The sequence below is a fragment of the Vibrio ponticus genome, from assembly GCF_009938225.1.
Lineage (GTDB): Bacteria > Pseudomonadota > Gammaproteobacteria > Enterobacterales > Vibrionaceae > Vibrio > Vibrio ponticus.
Window position 1 is genome coordinate 1,205,676 of the sequence record NZ_AP019658.1, and the last position, 14,939, is coordinate 1,220,614.

14 protein-coding genes are annotated in these 14,939 nt (G+C 43.6%); 2 read left to right on the forward strand and 12 right to left on the reverse strand.

The window, feature by feature from the left end; genetic code table 11:
- Window positions 1-9: 9 nt before the first annotated feature.
- From GZN30_RS19570 to GZN30_RS19625, 12 genes are all read right to left on the reverse strand, one after another.
- Window positions 10-852 (reverse strand): class II fructose-bisphosphate aldolase, encoded by an 843-nt coding sequence (locus GZN30_RS19570; protein WP_075649744.1) that lies wholly within the window; start codon window positions 850-852, stop codon window positions 10-12.
- Window positions 839-2,212, reverse strand: coding sequence for a PTS sugar transporter subunit IIC (locus GZN30_RS19575; protein WP_075649745.1), 1,374 nt, complete (start codon window positions 2,210-2,212; stop codon window positions 839-841). The genes GZN30_RS19570 and GZN30_RS19575 overlap by 14 nt, the downstream gene beginning before the upstream one ends.
- A 106-nt stretch (window positions 2,213-2,318) precedes the next feature.
- Entirely contained in the window at window positions 2,319-2,609 is a 291-nt protein-coding gene (locus GZN30_RS19580; RefSeq protein WP_075649746.1) for a PTS sugar transporter subunit IIB, read from the reverse strand.
- A 38-nt stretch (window positions 2,610-2,647) separates the two neighbouring features.
- On the reverse strand, window positions 2,648-3,628 hold the full coding sequence (locus tag GZN30_RS19585; protein ID WP_075649747.1) for a 6-phosphofructokinase: 981 nt from the start codon (window positions 3,626-3,628) through the stop codon (window positions 2,648-2,650).
- A 741-nt stretch (window positions 3,629-4,369) separates the two neighbouring features.
- Window positions 4,370-4,723 (reverse strand): 50S ribosomal protein L20, encoded by a 354-nt coding sequence (gene rplT, locus GZN30_RS19590; protein ID WP_004401084.1) that lies wholly within the window; start codon window positions 4,721-4,723, stop codon window positions 4,370-4,372.
- 40 nt (window positions 4,724-4,763) lie between these two features.
- A complete protein-coding gene (gene rpmI / locus GZN30_RS19595; protein ID WP_075650814.1) occupies window positions 4,764-4,958 on the reverse strand; it encodes a 50S ribosomal protein L35 in 195 nt (64 codons plus the stop codon).
- Between the two features lie 118 nt (window positions 4,959-5,076).
- Window positions 5,077-5,628: a translation initiation factor IF-3 gene (infC, locus tag GZN30_RS19600; RefSeq protein ID WP_075650585.1), complete on the reverse strand. Its 552-nt coding sequence runs from the start codon at window positions 5,626-5,628 to the stop codon at window positions 5,077-5,079.
- Window positions 5,629-5,631: 3 nt separating this feature from the next.
- Window positions 5,632-7,560, reverse strand: a complete 1,929-nt coding sequence (gene thrS, locus GZN30_RS19605; protein ID WP_075650587.1) for a threonine--tRNA ligase — start codon at window positions 7,558-7,560, stop codon at window positions 5,632-5,634.
- A gap of 326 nt (window positions 7,561-7,886) precedes the next feature.
- On the reverse strand, window positions 7,887-9,515 hold the full coding sequence (locus GZN30_RS19610; protein ID WP_075650589.1) for a methyl-accepting chemotaxis protein: 1,629 nt from the start codon (window positions 9,513-9,515) through the stop codon (window positions 7,887-7,889).
- A gap of 240 nt (window positions 9,516-9,755) precedes the next feature.
- A complete protein-coding gene (locus tag GZN30_RS19615) occupies window positions 9,756-11,384 on the reverse strand; it encodes a methyl-accepting chemotaxis protein (RefSeq protein ID WP_075650816.1) in 1,629 nt (542 codons plus the stop codon).
- Window positions 11,385-11,644: 260 nt separating this feature from the next.
- A complete protein-coding gene (locus GZN30_RS19620) occupies window positions 11,645-12,640 on the reverse strand; it encodes a porin (RefSeq protein WP_075650591.1) in 996 nt (331 codons plus the stop codon).
- 148 nt (window positions 12,641-12,788) lie between these two features.
- A complete protein-coding gene (locus GZN30_RS19625; protein WP_075650593.1) occupies window positions 12,789-13,229 on the reverse strand; it encodes an Lrp/AsnC family transcriptional regulator in 441 nt (146 codons plus the stop codon).
- A 119-nt stretch (window positions 13,230-13,348) separates the two neighbouring features.
- Between GZN30_RS19625 and GZN30_RS19630 the strand changes: the two genes are divergently transcribed.
- Window positions 13,349-13,936: a LysE family translocator gene (locus tag GZN30_RS19630; protein ID WP_075650595.1), complete on the forward strand. Its 588-nt coding sequence runs from the start codon at window positions 13,349-13,351 to the stop codon at window positions 13,934-13,936.
- Window positions 13,937-14,057: 121 nt separating this feature from the next.
- Window positions 14,058-14,825, forward strand: a complete 768-nt coding sequence (locus GZN30_RS19635; protein WP_075650597.1) for a siderophore-interacting protein — start codon at window positions 14,058-14,060, stop codon at window positions 14,823-14,825.
- Window positions 14,826-14,939 lie beyond the last annotated feature (114 nt).

Below are 14,939 nucleotides of genomic sequence, written 5' to 3' on the forward strand. Positions count from 1 at the left end.
CAAATACTGTTACTGGAATAAACGGATTTTCTCTGCGATCACTTCTCGTACCGCTTTTCTTGCTGGAATAAAGAATTTACGCACAGAGTCATTGACCTTGCCGCTAGCAAAAGAATCCTGACAATTTTTTACCCACTGCACATTCATCTCAGTACCGACATTTACCTTATCCATGCCATGACGAACGACAAAGCGCATATCTTCATCACTCACGCCTGTACCACCATGCAGTACTAAAGGAATATGTGTTGCCTGAGCCAACTGCTCTAACAAGTCATGCTGAATGTTAGTTTTGGCTGTATAGGAACCGTGAACTGTACCGATGCTCACTGCCAACATATCGACTGGTGCCTGCTCTATAAACGCGACCGCATCTTCAACTTTGGTAAACGCGATGTCTTCATCATCAATCTGTTTACCATCTTCAGCCCCACCAATGGCTCCCAATTCAGCTTCAACAGTCACATCACGTGCTCGGGCATACTCAATGACCAAGTTGGTATTGGCAATATTCTCTTCTAAAGGCAAATGTGAACCATCGTACATCACACTGCTAAACCCTTTATCGATAGCGGTTTTAATATCTTCGATATTTGAGCAGTGATCTAAGTGCAAACAAGTTGGCACTTGATGTGCTTCGGCTAACGCTTTAACCGAACCAACCAACAACTCATAGCCAAGATACTCTGCGGTGCCAGTCGAAATCTGCAGCATTAGTGGCGAGTTGGTATCCATAGCGGCTTCAAAATAGCCTGGTAGCATCTCTAAGCAATGAACATTGAACGAACCTACCGCATTGAAACCGCGCTCTTCAGCGATTGGCATAAGTTGTTTAAAGTTAAGCAGTTTCATTGTGTAGCTCCTTCTGTTCTTCTTTGTTAGCCAGTGATTTATTTACGAACCAAGTTACCGCAACAACAAACACGATGAAGGTGATAACAAAGCCCCAGTTGCCGTTAAATGCATTACCAAGTAATAGACCTGTAGAAATTACGTCCGAGTCACTAAACGTCACGCCAACGAAGCCGTAAGTTTCTAACAACGGAATTAAGATAGCCGGTAGGAATGTGATAAATAGACCATGCACCACACCACCGATGATGGCGCCGCGACGACCGCCCATCGCGTTACCGAAGATACCAGCCGTACCACCAGCGAAGAAGTTAGTCAGTAGACCCGGCAGAATCATAGCCAGACCAAACATAGGGAATACCAACATACCAATCACTGTACCAACGGTGGTTGATAGGAAACCTAGGATTACCGCGTTTGGTGCATATGGGAATAGTACTGGGCAATCAAGTGCTGGTTTCGCATTTGGCACTAGACGCATTGCAATACCTTGGAATGCTGGTACCAACTCTTGTAGCAATAAGCGAACACCGGAGTAAAGGACGAATACACCAGCAACAAATACCATTGCCTGCATAAAGGCATACATCAGGTAATTCATGCCATTAGAAAACTCGCCAATATATTGTGGACCCGCAGCAATCGCTGGAATCAAATACATTGGGATCATGACCACAGCCATTGATAAGTAGGTATCGTTTAGGAAAGAAAAACTCTTTGGTAGCTCAATGTCTTCTGTCGATCTCGAGCCTTTGCCAACCACTTTAGCGACAGCAGCTTGAACCATATAACCAATCGTACAGAAGTGACCTAGCGCAATGTTGTCGTTACCTGTGATACGGCGTACGACTGGTTGTGCGATGGCCGGCATTGCGACCGCCATGATGCCGCCGAAGATACCGCCGGTCATGACCAATGTCATGCCTGTCAAACCTGCTTTATAACCGATGACTGCACCGATGGTACTCATCCATAATAACGCTTGCCCGGTTAAGAAGATGTACTTCCACGGAGTGAAGCGCGCGATAATGATATTCGTCGCGAAAATAACAATAAGCGTTAACGCCACTTCGGTACCCAATTGTTGGTTTGCTAACCCAGCAATCGCTGCTACATCCGTGATGTAACCTGTCATACCAAAACCATGGGTAAAGATGTTGTTTAGGAATGTGAGTGTCTCAACAATAATGTTGATACCCGCCATCATGACCAAGAAGCCAAGCATGGTTTTAAAGGTACCTTCAAATATTTTGCCAAAACCTTTTTTTTGTAGAATCAAACCCAGCATAGCAATAAATGCTATCAATATAGATGCTTGACCTAATAAGTCTTTCACGATAAATTCAAAAAAAGCGTTCATGATATGCTCCATGCAAATAGTTTGCTTTTTATTTTCAGGGTGCAGAAAACCTACCTAATAAAGGGGGAGTTTATTAGGTGGTTATCTTTCAGGAATTTAATTAGTGCTATTTATTGAAGAAACTGGAAAGTTTTTCTTCCATTTCTACGCTATCGGTAAATTTGTTTATTGTAATAATTTTTTCTGCATCTTCTGGTGATGCACTTGCTTTTATTGCGTCAGAAAATGTAGATGAAGTAATAATTGCATCTGGTTTAAGAGCCAATACTTCAGATACTGTTGTATGATCTAATTTAAAATCTAAACCTAATTTTTCTAATATCGGTTTCGCTGTCATTTCTAATGCGAAACTCGAGCCTAAACCACAGCCACAAACACACCAAATATTGTAAGCCATGCTAATTCTCCTTGTGTTAATGCAATAATTCCTAAGATCTAAACAATGCCAAGTTGTTGGGCTAATTTAAAATAGTGACCTTCTTTGTCGACAACACGATTCGTCATTGCACCTAGGTCCACTGGTATAGGTTTATTGCTTGAATTAATGATGATTACTTTGTTCGCCATTCCACTATGTATACAACGTACAACCTCTGCCGCTGCGATAGTGCCTTGATAAATTTCCTCTGTTGTTGGGTCTCCGCTTCTCAAACCAAAGCCCATTGTTGTTTTACGAATACGAACACCGATTAATGGCTCGAGGCTCGCTGACACTGTATCAATTGCCCCTTGGAAACCAGGCTGATACTCGTGGGTATAACTTTCAGCACAAAGAATCACGACGCTATTTTGTAACGCTAACTTCTGTTGAATTCTTTCAGCTAAATCTTGTGTTGATATTTGATGTTCAGGTATTAATGCAAAGTCTGCGTTGGACTTGATTGCCGACTGAAGCGTAAGCTCACCACAGTAAGCGCCTAATACTTCGACCATGAATACTCGATTTGGCAACGCGCGACCTGTCGTTCTTAACTTAGCAACTTCTTTTAGTACCTGTTCACAAGCCGTTGAAAAACCGATGGTGAACTCGGAGTCTGCTAAGTCATTATCGACCGTCATACCGACACCAAAACAGTTGACACCAAACTCACTCAAGCGATGTAAAAAACGCATTGAACCATCGCCACCAGCACAAATCAGCGCGCTAATTCGGTCCTTTTTCAGCCTTGTTGCAATCGCGTCATATTCGCTGTCGTTGAGTAGGCGCTCTGTACGCCCTGAACAAATAATTGGCATTGAAGATATCGAGTAATCCGCTAAGTCACGAAAACCAATCTCCTTCTTACTGCCACTTAACAAGCCAAGTATGCCGCCGTTGTATATCACGATATCTGCCTTAGAAAGCCTTGCGACTTGGAAGACAAAGTTGTTGATCCCGGAGGCATCGCCTCCGCTTAATACAATTCCGATTCTCATAGCCTTCTCTCCTTTGCCTTAATTATTATTTAATCAACAAAACAAAAAAGAGATCAAAATCACTAATTTTGCGCATTTATTGATCAATCAAAATCAAAGACCAACCAAATTCGAGCAAATTTAGTGACACCCATCACAACCATGAGTTTAGATGTTAAATTAATTAACAATTGACACTCGATTTTCATTGGCTTTGTCGAAAAAACCATCATCACCAAGTTGCAAAAATGTAAATACCACTCTTAACTGCGTAATTGTTATTTATGTGAATTAGCTCAAGTTCGATGTATTGAATTCTAGATTAACTCGTTCGTTTTAATTAACGACGTTTATGAAAACAAATAACCATGGTAATTAATTAAGACATTGGATGCATATTTGAGAATTGAGAATTGAGAATTGAGAATTGAGAATTGAGAATTGAGAATTGAGATTTGAGATTTGAGATTTGAGATTTGAGATTTGAGATTTGAGATTTGAGATTTGAGATTTGAGATTTGAGATTTGAGATTTGAGATTATTAAAAATAAGTAGCGCTTGGTGGGCAACTATTTATTTTTGTATACCACCTTAGATAGATATTTATATGCTATATCACTCAACTCTTTTGAAATATTAATTTATCTTTGTCTACTCCCTCGCGAACCACTATTCAGTTAACGAACTGGCTCACACAAGCTGATTTTACGCCAATAAAAAAGGAGAGCCGAAGCTCTCCTTTCCTTAAACCTAAACTGCTAATTAAAGAGCAGCTTTCGCTTTTTCAACTAGTACAGCAAATGCTGCTTTGTCGAATACTGCGATGTCAGCAAGAATCTTACGGTCGATCTCGATAGATGCTTTCTTAAGACCGTTGATGAAACGGCTGTAAGATAGACCATTTTGACGAGATGCAGCGTTGATACGTGCAATCCATAGTTGACGGAATTGACGTTTCTTGTTGCGACGGTCACGGTAAGCGTATTGACCAGCTTTAGTAACTGCTTGGAAAGCTACGCGGTAAACACGTGAACGTGCACCGTAGTAACCTTTAGCTTGTTTTAGAACTTTCTTATGACGTGCACGAGCTTGTACACCACGTTTTACGCGAGGCATTATGCTTCTCCTAAACTAAACGATTGATAACTAAAAAGAATTAAGCGTATGGCATCATACGAGCAACTGCAGCCACTTCACACTTAGGAAGGATTGCATTTGGACGTAGCTGACGCTTGTTCTTAGTAGTACGCTTAGTCAGGATGTGACGTTTAGTAGCGTGCTTGTACTTAATACCACCAGCAGTTTTCTTGAAACGCTTAGCAGCACCTTTGTTGGTTTTCATCTTAGGCATGATGAATAACTCCGCATTGTTGAGTTGTTTATAACAATAGTAATTAGGGCGAACAAAACCCAACCGCTAGACCTTTTCGGGTCAACGGCTAGGTTTTCTTACTTGTAAAAGCCGTTAATTACTTCTTTTTAGGGGCCAGCACCATGATCATCTGACGGCCTTCAATCTTCTTAGGGAAAGATTCGACAACAGCAAATTCTTCTGTGTCAGCTTTCAAGCGATTTAGTACGTCAACACCGATGTCTTGGTGAGCCATCTCACGGCCACGGAAGCGAATTGTTACCTTCACTTTGTTGCCGTCTTCTAGGAAACCAGTCAGGTTGCGTAGTTTTACCTGATAGTCTCCAATGTCAGTTCCAGGACGGAATTTAACTTCCTTAATCTGAACCTGCTTTTGCTTTTTCTTCTGCTCTTTCGCAGATTTGCTCTTTTCAAAGAGGAATTTGCCGTAGTCCATCACGCGACAGACTGGTGGCTCAGCGTTAGGACTGATCTCAACCAGATCCATGCCTGCTTCTTCAGCAGCTGCGATCGCTTCTTGAATCGATACAACACCAACTGATTCACCGTCAGCGCCAGTCAAACGAACTTCACGAACGCCACGAATTTCACCGTTCAAACGGTGCGGGTTTGTTTTTACCGGCTGTTGGCCGCGTCTTCCGCCTTTAATAGCTTATTCCTCCAGATTGAGCTTACGGCTAGCGATCTCGTCTTGGATGAATGCTACAAAGTCATCCACTTTGAATTTACCGAGATCCTTACCTTTACGAGTACGTACTGCAATTTCGCCAGCTTCCATTTCTTGGTCGCCACAAACTAGTAGGTACGGTACACGCTTTAAAGTGTGTTCGCGGATTTTAAAGCCAATCTTCTCATTTCTCAAGTCCGCTTTAGCTCTAATTCCACTTTTTTGTAGTTTTTGAGCAACTTCTTGTGCGTAGTCAGCCTGTTTGTCAGTAATATTCATGATTACTGCTTGTTCTGGCGCCAACCAAGTTGGGAAGAAGCCCGCGTAGTCTTCGATAAGAATACCGATGAAACGCTCTAGAGAACCTAGAATTGCACGGTGAATCATCACTGGCACTAGGCGCTCGTTGTTTTCACCTACGTAAGTTGCACCAAGGCGACCAGGTAGGTTGAAGTCTAGCTGAACTGTACCACATTGCCATGCACGATCTAGACAGTCGTATAGTGTGAATTCGATCTTAGGACCATAGAATGCACCCTCGCCTTCTTGAATCTCGTATGGAATTTCCATTGATTCTAGAGACTGTTTCAATGCTTCTTCAGATTGATCCCAGATTTCATCCGAACCTACACGCTTCTCAGGGCGAGTAGACAGTTTCACAACGATGTTGTCGAAACCAAATGTTTGGTAAGTATCGTAAACCATCTTAATACAGCTGGTTACTTCCTCTTGGATTTGGCTCTCAGTACAGAAGATGTGAGCGTCATCCTGAGTAAAGCCGCGTACACGCATGATGCCGTGTAGTGCGCCTGATGGTTCATTACGGTGACAAGAACCAAACTCTGCCATACGTAGTGGTAGATCACGGTAAGATTTCAAACCTTGGTTGAAGATTTGTACGTGACCTGGACAGTTCATTGGCTTGATCGCGTATTCACGGTTCTCAGAAGAAGTTGTGAACATCGCATCTGCGTATTTGTCCCAGTGACCAGAACGTTCCCAAAGAACGCGGTCCATCATTAGCGGACCTTTCACTTCTTGGTAACCGTATTCGTTTAGTTTATCGCGAACAAATACTTCTAGATCACGGAAGATAGACCAACCATTGTGATGCCAGAACACCATGCCCGGTGCTTCTTGTTGCATGTGGAATAGGTCTAGTTGCTTACCGATTTTACGGTGGTCACGCTTAGCCGCTTCTTCTAGGCGAGTAAGGTGCGCTTTAAGTGCCTTCTTGTCGTGGAAAGCAGTACCGTAGATACGTTGCAGCATCTTGTTGTCGCTGTTACCACGCCAGTATGCGCCCGCAACGTTCAGCAGAGTGAAATGTTGACAGAAGCCCATGTTTGGAACGTGAGGACCACGACACATGTCGATGTATTCTTCGTGATGGTATAGACCTGGACGATCGTCGCGAGAGACGTTCTCATCCAAGATTTCCATCTTGTAAGTTTCGCCACGCGCTTCAAATGTGTCGCGCGCTTCCTGCCAGCTTACTTTCTTTTTAACAACTTCGTATTTGGTTTTCGCCAGCTCTTTCATACGCTTTTCGATCTTTTCTAGATCTTCTTGCGTTAGCGATTCTTCTAAATCGATATCGTAGTAGAAGCCATTGTCGATGGTTGGACCAATCGCCATTTTCGCATTTGGGTAAAGCTGCTTAATTGCGTGACCAAGAAGGTGAGCACAAGAGTGACGAACGATTTCTAGACCGTCTACTTCATCTTTAACCGTGATAATTTCAAGGCTTGCATCTTCTTCGATTAGATCACATGCATCTACGCGTTGACCATTCACACGACCCGCGATGGTTGCTTTCGCAAGACCAGGACCGATAGATTGAGCTACTTCTAAAGTAGAAACTGGGTTGTCAAATTGACGCTGACTGCCGTCAGGAAGTGTAATAATAGGCATTTTTAATCCTTACAGTGGTGTTGCATACCAAGCAACACTTGCTGGTTTTAACCATTTCAAAGTATTGAAATAATTAGTAAATTTGGTTGTTTGATTCGAGGTCAGAGACAAATACGGATGCCCCTTTCTACGACCAAGCGCACATTGTAACTGAAGTTGACAAAATAACAATCAAAGTCACAAAATTTACTGAATGTTATCGTAACGCATTGAGCCACTGCCACTATCTACTTCACCGTTCAAGATAACTCACCGCGACTCAAACAATAAAAAAGCCGGCAAGATTGACTCTCACCGGCTGTTGATTTCATTGCTTTCGCGTTCTGTTATAGCTTGAAGAACGACAATTGTGCTTTTTGCTTTTCAGCTAGTTGCGAGAGCTCACCACTTGCAGCGGCACTTTGGGTAATACCTGATACATTCTGGCTCACCAATTCAGACATATTCACGACGTTACGACTAATATCTTGCGTTACTTGGGACTGCTGCTCTGCCGCTGTCGCCACTTGTGTATTGGTGTCATTAATACGAGAAACCGCATCCGTAATACCTAACAGCATATCGTTCGCATGACGTGCCAACTCATTGTTCTTATCCAACATATCAAGGCTTAGCTGCATACTTTCGTTCGCTACGCCCGATTGTTTTTGCAGCTCTTCAATAATGCCTTGGATCTCAACGGTTGATGCTTGGGTACGAGCGGCAAGCATACGCACTTCATCCGCTACAACAGCAAAACCACGTCCTGATTCGCCAGCGCGAGCCGCTTCAATAGCGGCATTCAATGCCAGTAAGTTCGTTTGCTCAGAAATACCGCTGATCACTTCAATCACATTGTTGATTTGCTCAGACTGCTCTTTCAGCTTAGTCACCACTTCTGCGGCATCATTAAGCGCATAACTCATTTTTTCACTTGCCGCGCTGCTTTCTGCAAACGTTGCCAATGCCGTTTGTGCTAATTGGTCTGTATCACGTGCAGTACTATCGGCAACTTGCGCGTTGTCACTGACATTGTCTGCAGTACAAGAGAGCTCATTAACTGCTGACGCCACTTGCTCAATCTCAGCCATCTCTTGATGGGCATTTTGTTCTGCTTGAGTCATCACTGCTGCAAGCTCAGTCGACGCGGATGCGACCTCTTCACTAATGCGAATCAACTGATCCACTGTGTGAGAAAGCTGCTCAACCGTAGCATTTACATCTTTACTCAGAGCGACAATCTCATTGTCACCCTCTTCCACAGCGCGCACCGATAAATCACCTTGCGCCACTCGACGCATGACATCTTGCAACTTCTGTACTGGCGTTACGATAAGTCCTGACAAATACCAAGCAACCATCAGAGATATTACAAATACGCCAATCACCACCCACATTGCGATGTTTTGCACTTTCTGATTGTCTTTTTCGCTCTCAAGCATCGCTTGATTCGCCGTCGCGTTAACGCGCTGCGCCAAATCGTTGATTGCTTTTACCATCACGTCGCCTGACTTGCGGTATTTAGCGATAAATGCGTTGTATTCTTGCTCTGAGACTAAGCCTTGGTCACGGCGGTCAAAGAAGCTGACCGCTTGGTATGAGTAATCAACATACTGACCCACTGCGGTCTCTACGTTACTGAGCTCACGGTTAAATGTGCCGCGCTGTTTCATCATATCGAAGTCCATTTCGATCAGATCCATACCGCGCTTTAATTCAGCAACAAAACTGTCACGACGTGACGAGTCATAAATGGCGTAAACTGCGCTTATGCGTAATGGGTAGATAATGTCGTCGATATGCGACAGTTTGTCGGTATAGAAAACCTGCGAATCTGCGTTTGCGGCAATTTCAGCTTGTTCTTGTTGTAATGCATTTTGCGTTGCCCATAAAGCAGTAAATAGCGCAACAGTTGTAAACAGAACAGGGACGAGGATCTGTTTACGAATAGATAGGTTGTTCAAAGAGAAAAGCATGCATAGCCTCAGTAAAATAACAATCTGTGTGCATCCATGCTGTGGGAATTATCCCACCCTCAATTCCGGGGGCGCGGAGTTTATTACAGATTATGTCACTAAGTCTAGCTATTAAGTTGCTAATTTTTATGGACTTATATTGGAGAACGAAAGAAAGTTAAGGAATTGATATCAAAGCGATGAGCAAGTCGACCCAAATATCTCTGATCGACTTGCTAAGGGTAAGGAAAACCCTGCAAATTAGAGCTTAAAGAAAGACAGCTGAGCTTTCTGTTTTTCAGCCAATTGCGACAACTCATTGCTCGCCGAAGCACTTTGACTAATACCTGACACATTTTGACTGACTAATTCAGACATATTAACCACGTTGCGATTGATGTCTTGTGTCACTTGCGACTGCTCTTCTGCTGCGGTAGCAACTTGTGTATTGGCATCGTTAATACGAGTAACCGCCTCGGTAATCCCCACCAACGCATCATTCGCATAACGAGACAGCTCGTTATTTTTTCCTAACATCTCCAAGCTTAACGTCATGCTATCGTTCGCCAGTCCCGATTGTTTTTGTAGCTCTTCAATAATGGCTTGAATCTCACCTGTAGACTCTTGAGTACGAGCTGCTAGCATACGCACCTCATCAGCAACGACAGCAAAACCTCGTCCAGACTCTCCCGCGCGCGCCGCTTCTATCGCCGCATTCAGTGCAAGCAAGTTGGTTTGTTCAGAAATACCACTGATCACTTCTATGACGTTGTTAATCTGTTCTGACTGCTCTTTCAATCTTGTGACGACAACAGCAGCGTCATTGAGTGCGGCACTCATTTGCTCACTTGCCATACTACTTTCATTGAACGTCGACAGCGCAGACTGCGCGAGTTGCTCAGCTTCTCTAGCCGTGCTGTCCGCCATTTGCGCATTATCACTCACGTTATTTGCCGTACTCGCCAACTCGTTAACTGCAGAGGCAACTTGCTCAATTTCCGCTTGTTCTTGATGGGAATTCTGTTCAGCTTGATGCATCACCGCAGCCAACTCGGTAGATGCCGAAGCAACATCCTCACTGATACGGATTAATTGATCTGTCGTTGCAGCGAGTCTCTCAACCGTTTGGTTGACATCTTTATTGAGTTTAGCAATTTCGTTACTGCCGTCAGAATCACAACGAACCGTCAAATCACCCTCTGCAACACAACCCATAACTTGCTGCAGTTTCTGAATTGGCGCCACTATTTTGCCTGACAGTAACCATGCCACAACGACCGAAAGCGCTAATACAGCCAAGACAGTCCAAATCGCAATGTTTTGTACCTTAACCATATCCGCATCTGTTTTCGTCATTACCTCAGTATTGACCGTATTTACTCGGCTAGAGAGTTTATTGATAGCGTCAGACATTTCATTGCCAGCCAAACGATATTGCGCAATAAAATTATTGTAAGCACTGTCAGTGATAGCGCCTTGTTGCTTTTGCGAAGCTAACTCAATCGCCTGTTTTGTCATTTGGACATAATTATTAATTCGATCTCGCACGGTTACCGCTTCGCTACGAAATGTCCCTCTCGCCTCCATTGAGTCCAATACGGCATAAACGTCTTGCAAACCACGGTTTAACTCATTAAGAAACGTGGCTCTGCGAGATGAATCGTAAATCGCATACACCGCACTGATGCGCAACGGATAAACACTATCATCGATATCAGCCAGCGAGTCTTTATAGAACATCAATGACTGAGTGTGATCAGCCATCATAGCTTGCTCATGCTGTAGATTATTTTTCGTAGTCCAAAGCGCAATCAATAGCGCGACAATAGTAAATACTACTGGCACTAACACCTGTGCGCGAATGGAGAGATTTTTCATCGAAAATTGCATATTTTCCCCCGAATTATTCCCAATACCTGCCAAAAAATACAATTTAGGCAAGAAAACGCGCAGCATACTATTGCATAAAGACACATAAGATCGTGATTTTGGTCATAAAAACCATCAAGAAGGCACTTTTGCGAGATTTAAAACCAGATTTAACCAATAAACCGAATTTAAAATAAATAGAAATCAACATTTATCAGACATAAAAACCAAAAAAAAGCCAGAGTCATAACTCTGGCTAAGGTTGTAAAAAGCGACAGCGACTAGAAGTCGTAACGTACGCCCAAGCGTAAGGTATCTTCACCGGCAGTCACTAAGCCAGTAGCAGGATCCTTCGCTTCATCGACATTATTGATGTAGTAAGACAAGTAAGTACGGAAATTACTGTTGAATTTGTAGTAGCCGACCAACTCGATACCATCTGTATCATCATACTTGGTACCATCACCACGCTCATTTTCTTGATAAGTGTAAAGCGCCGCAGCAGAAAACTCTTTGCTGAACTGATACTCCGCAGCAAACTCCATTGCGACAAATTCTTTATCATCAGTACCGCTAGCCTTATCGTCGATATCACCCTGAGAGTAGGTGGCTGCGAGATATAAGCTCTCTAGTGTGTAGCCGATACCAAATAAAGCTTGAGATTCACTGCCAGCACCTTTGCCTAAATCACCACCTGACAAGGCTAAACCGAGATCTAATCCCAGCGGCAACGAGTACACGCCAGCGATACCATAAGCATCGCTATCTTCTTCTTTCTCTGCTTGATAAGTGGCTTGCACGAGCAGTGCATCAGATTCAAATGCATAAGCAAACACGCTATCTTGCTTATCACTTGATGCATCAATCACCTGCTGAATGCCCGAGAATTCAGTGATATCAGTAAAGTCAGAAACGATCACAGACGCCATATCTTGACGCCCAAAAGAAACGGCTTGGCTACCAAATTCAACGCCAGCATACATATAGCGATTTTCAAATTCGCTCGCCCCTGTATCCTGCTCTGCTTCATAGACTGCGAAAGCAGTTAACGAATCGTTGATTTGCGACTTACCTTTGAGGTTTAAGCGGGCACGAGTGCTGTCATCCATTGAGCCTTCAATTTCTGCACCTTTAGAGGTACCAATAAAGTCACCACGAAACTCTACTCGACCGCCTACTTTTAGCTCAGTACCTTCTGAACTATATACTTTTGCTGCCAATGCTGAACCTGAAGTTAGACCTGCGAAAACGGCTAACGCCACTGCTGCGTGTTTCATCTTTCTTTCCCTAATCGATTGATGGTGAGCTTATCGCTCTGTGTTTGAATACCCATTAACCTAAACAAGAAAAATGAAGCTCAAGTGGCACATTTGTTATGATTATGTTTAATAAATTATTGATTTACATGACAGATACATGAATCGGTTAGCGTTCATCTTTTGGCGAAGCCATCACCACCATGGTGGCAATCGAGTTTACAAACTCACATTCACCCAAAACATCCGCGTGGAATTTCTTGTAGCTTATGAGATCCTGAGTCTCTACCCGCAATAAGTATTCTGTCGCCCCCGTAATGCTATGGCATTCCACCACTTCATCAACAAAGCGAACATGCTCTTCAAACGCCAATTGAGCTTGCTTACTGTGATTGGATAAACCAATCGAAACATACGCAATAAAACCAATCCCGAGCTCGCTCGTGTTCAGCTTGGCTTTATAACCAGAAATGACGCCACGCTTCTCTAAATCTTGCACACGACGTAAAGTCGCTGAGGGAGAAAGCCCTATTCTTTCTGCCAGTTCGACATTGGCAACCCGACCATCCTTTTTTAACTCTTGCAATATTCTTTCGTCAAATCGATCCATTTCGACCTCTTATTGTGAATTTAATCCTCATCCACACAATAAAAGCACAAAATTGAGCCAAGTTCTACGTAGACTATTTCTTAGCCACCCGTACTTACTTCAAGGAGATCCGCAAGATTATGCAATGGGAACATTTAACGGCTTTGGCTTTATTTGCCTTTGTCTCAACCTTTACCCCCGGTCCGAACAACCTCATGCTAATGACCTCTGGCGCGAATGTCGGCTTCAATCGCACCTTGCCACATATGCTGGGTATTACGATTGGTTTCCCAGTCATGGTGATTTTGGTTGGATTTGGCTTAGTCGAAGTCTTCGCTCGCTATCCTGTCATTCACCAAGTATTGAAAGTCATGAGCTTGAGCTATCTGTTTTACTTAGCGTATAAAATCGCACGTAGTCAGCCGCCCCAAACAGGAAATGAAACGTACAAACCGCTCAGCTTCTTACAAGCCGCTAGCTTTCAATGGGTCAATCCCAAAGGTTGGTCGATGGCGCTCACCGCAGTTACCGTTTACAACCCAGACAATAGCTTGCTCGGTCTTGGACTGATCGCGTTTATCTACGCCTTGGCAAATCTTCCATCAGGCACGTTTTGGATCGTTGCAGGCAAGCAGTTGCAATACTTCCTCACTAATGCCAAACGTATTCGTCTGTTTAACTATTCGATGGCTGCGCTATTGGTGATTTCAACCTTACCGATGATGTAACGCACTATTAGTAAACAACATCGAAACGACGTAACAAATGTAAATTAGTTAAAAGATGCTGCGTAGTAGCCGAAATAGGTGGTAATCTAAATGAGAAGAAGAATACTTATCGAGTGCCACAATGCAAACAACGCCATCTCAAGCTGTTACGGTTCGTAGTAACCAAATCATTACACCAAACATGCAGCGCCTTGTGCTACAGGGCGACGTGCTAGCAAACTTCCCCGCTGATTGTGAAGGCGGCTACATCAAGCTGCTATTTAATGCGCTAGGGGGCACTGATCTATCCAGTGTTCCTGAGGGTCAACGTCCAATGATGCGCACCTACACAATTCGTCGCTTTTTGGTCGATGAAAATGCAATTGAAGTGGATTTTGTTCGCCATATTACTGAAGATAACCAATGTGGCTTTGCCTCTCGTTGGGCAATGAACGCACAACTTGGTGATACCATTGAGATTCGCGGTCCTGGTTCGATTTCTAACCTAAACCACGATGCAAATTGGTTTGTACTTGCAGCCGACATGACCGCACTTCCGGCGCTATCGGTCAAGGTAAAACAACTGCCTAGCGATGCAAAAGGCTATGCCGTAATCCAGGTGCTAAACCAAGAAGATATCCAGCCTTTAGAAGTACCAGCAGGTATTGAAGTCCATTGGGTAACGGAAGAACTATCACAAGCAGTTCGCGCTCTACCTTGGCTTGAAGGTCAAGCTTCAGCTTGGGTGGCATGTGAATTCGATTCAATGCGTGGACTGCGCCAGTACCTTCGTAACGAGAAAGCGCTTGAGCGCGACTATATCTATATCAGCAGCTACTGGAAGCAAGGCGTGGCTGAAGATGGTCATAAAGTTATCAAGCAGCAAGATGCTCAAGAGAACGACCAGTAATCTCTAACTAACGCTGTTTAGTTTGCATTAGCCCTTCATTGCCGGCGTGACAGCTCGGCAATGAATACCAAAAGCCTCACTTCTTGAGGCTTTTACATCCAACACATATCTCTT

Excerpts from the sequence above, each read along its gene's own strand:
- rpmI (WP_075650814.1), bottom strand. The coding sequence starts at position 4,958 with ATGCCTAAGATGAAAACCAACAAAGGTGCTGCTAAGCGTTTCAAGAAA.
- GZN30_RS19585 (WP_075649747.1), bottom strand. The coding sequence starts at position 3,628 with ATGAGAATCGGAATTGTATTAAGCGGAGGCGATGCCTCCGGGATCAAC.
- GZN30_RS19630 (WP_075650595.1), top strand. The coding sequence starts at position 13,349 with ATGCAATGGGAACATTTAACGGCTTTGGCTTTATTTGCCTTTGTCTCA.
- rplT (WP_004401084.1), bottom strand. The coding sequence starts at position 4,723 with ATGCCTCGCGTAAAACGTGGTGTACAAGCTCGTGCACGTCATAAGAAA.
- GZN30_RS19575 (WP_075649745.1), bottom strand. The coding sequence starts at position 2,212 with ATGAACGCTTTTTTTGAATTTATCGTGAAAGACTTATTAGGTCAAGCA.
- GZN30_RS19615 (WP_075650816.1), bottom strand. The coding sequence starts at position 11,384 with ATGCAATTTTCGATGAAAAATCTCTCCATTCGCGCACAGGTGTTAGTG.
- GZN30_RS19610 (WP_075650589.1), bottom strand. The coding sequence starts at position 9,515 with ATGCTTTTCTCTTTGAACAACCTATCTATTCGTAAACAGATCCTCGTC.
- thrS (WP_075650587.1), bottom strand. The coding sequence starts at position 7,560 with ATGCCTATTATTACACTTCCTGACGGCAGTCAGCGTCAATTTGACAAC.
- GZN30_RS19625 (WP_075650593.1), bottom strand. The coding sequence starts at position 13,229 with ATGGATCGATTTGACGAAAGAATATTGCAAGAGTTAAAAAAGGATGGT.
- GZN30_RS19620 (WP_075650591.1), bottom strand. The coding sequence starts at position 12,640 with ATGAAACACGCAGCAGTGGCGTTAGCCGTTTTCGCAGGTCTAACTTCA.
- GZN30_RS19580 (WP_075649746.1), bottom strand. The coding sequence starts at position 2,609 with ATGGCTTACAATATTTGGTGTGTTTGTGGCTGTGGTTTAGGCTCGAGT.
- GZN30_RS19570 (WP_075649744.1), bottom strand. The coding sequence starts at position 852 with ATGAAACTGCTTAACTTTAAACAACTTATGCCAATCGCTGAAGAGCGC.
- GZN30_RS19635 (WP_075650597.1), top strand. The coding sequence starts at position 14,058 with ATGCAAACAACGCCATCTCAAGCTGTTACGGTTCGTAGTAACCAAATC.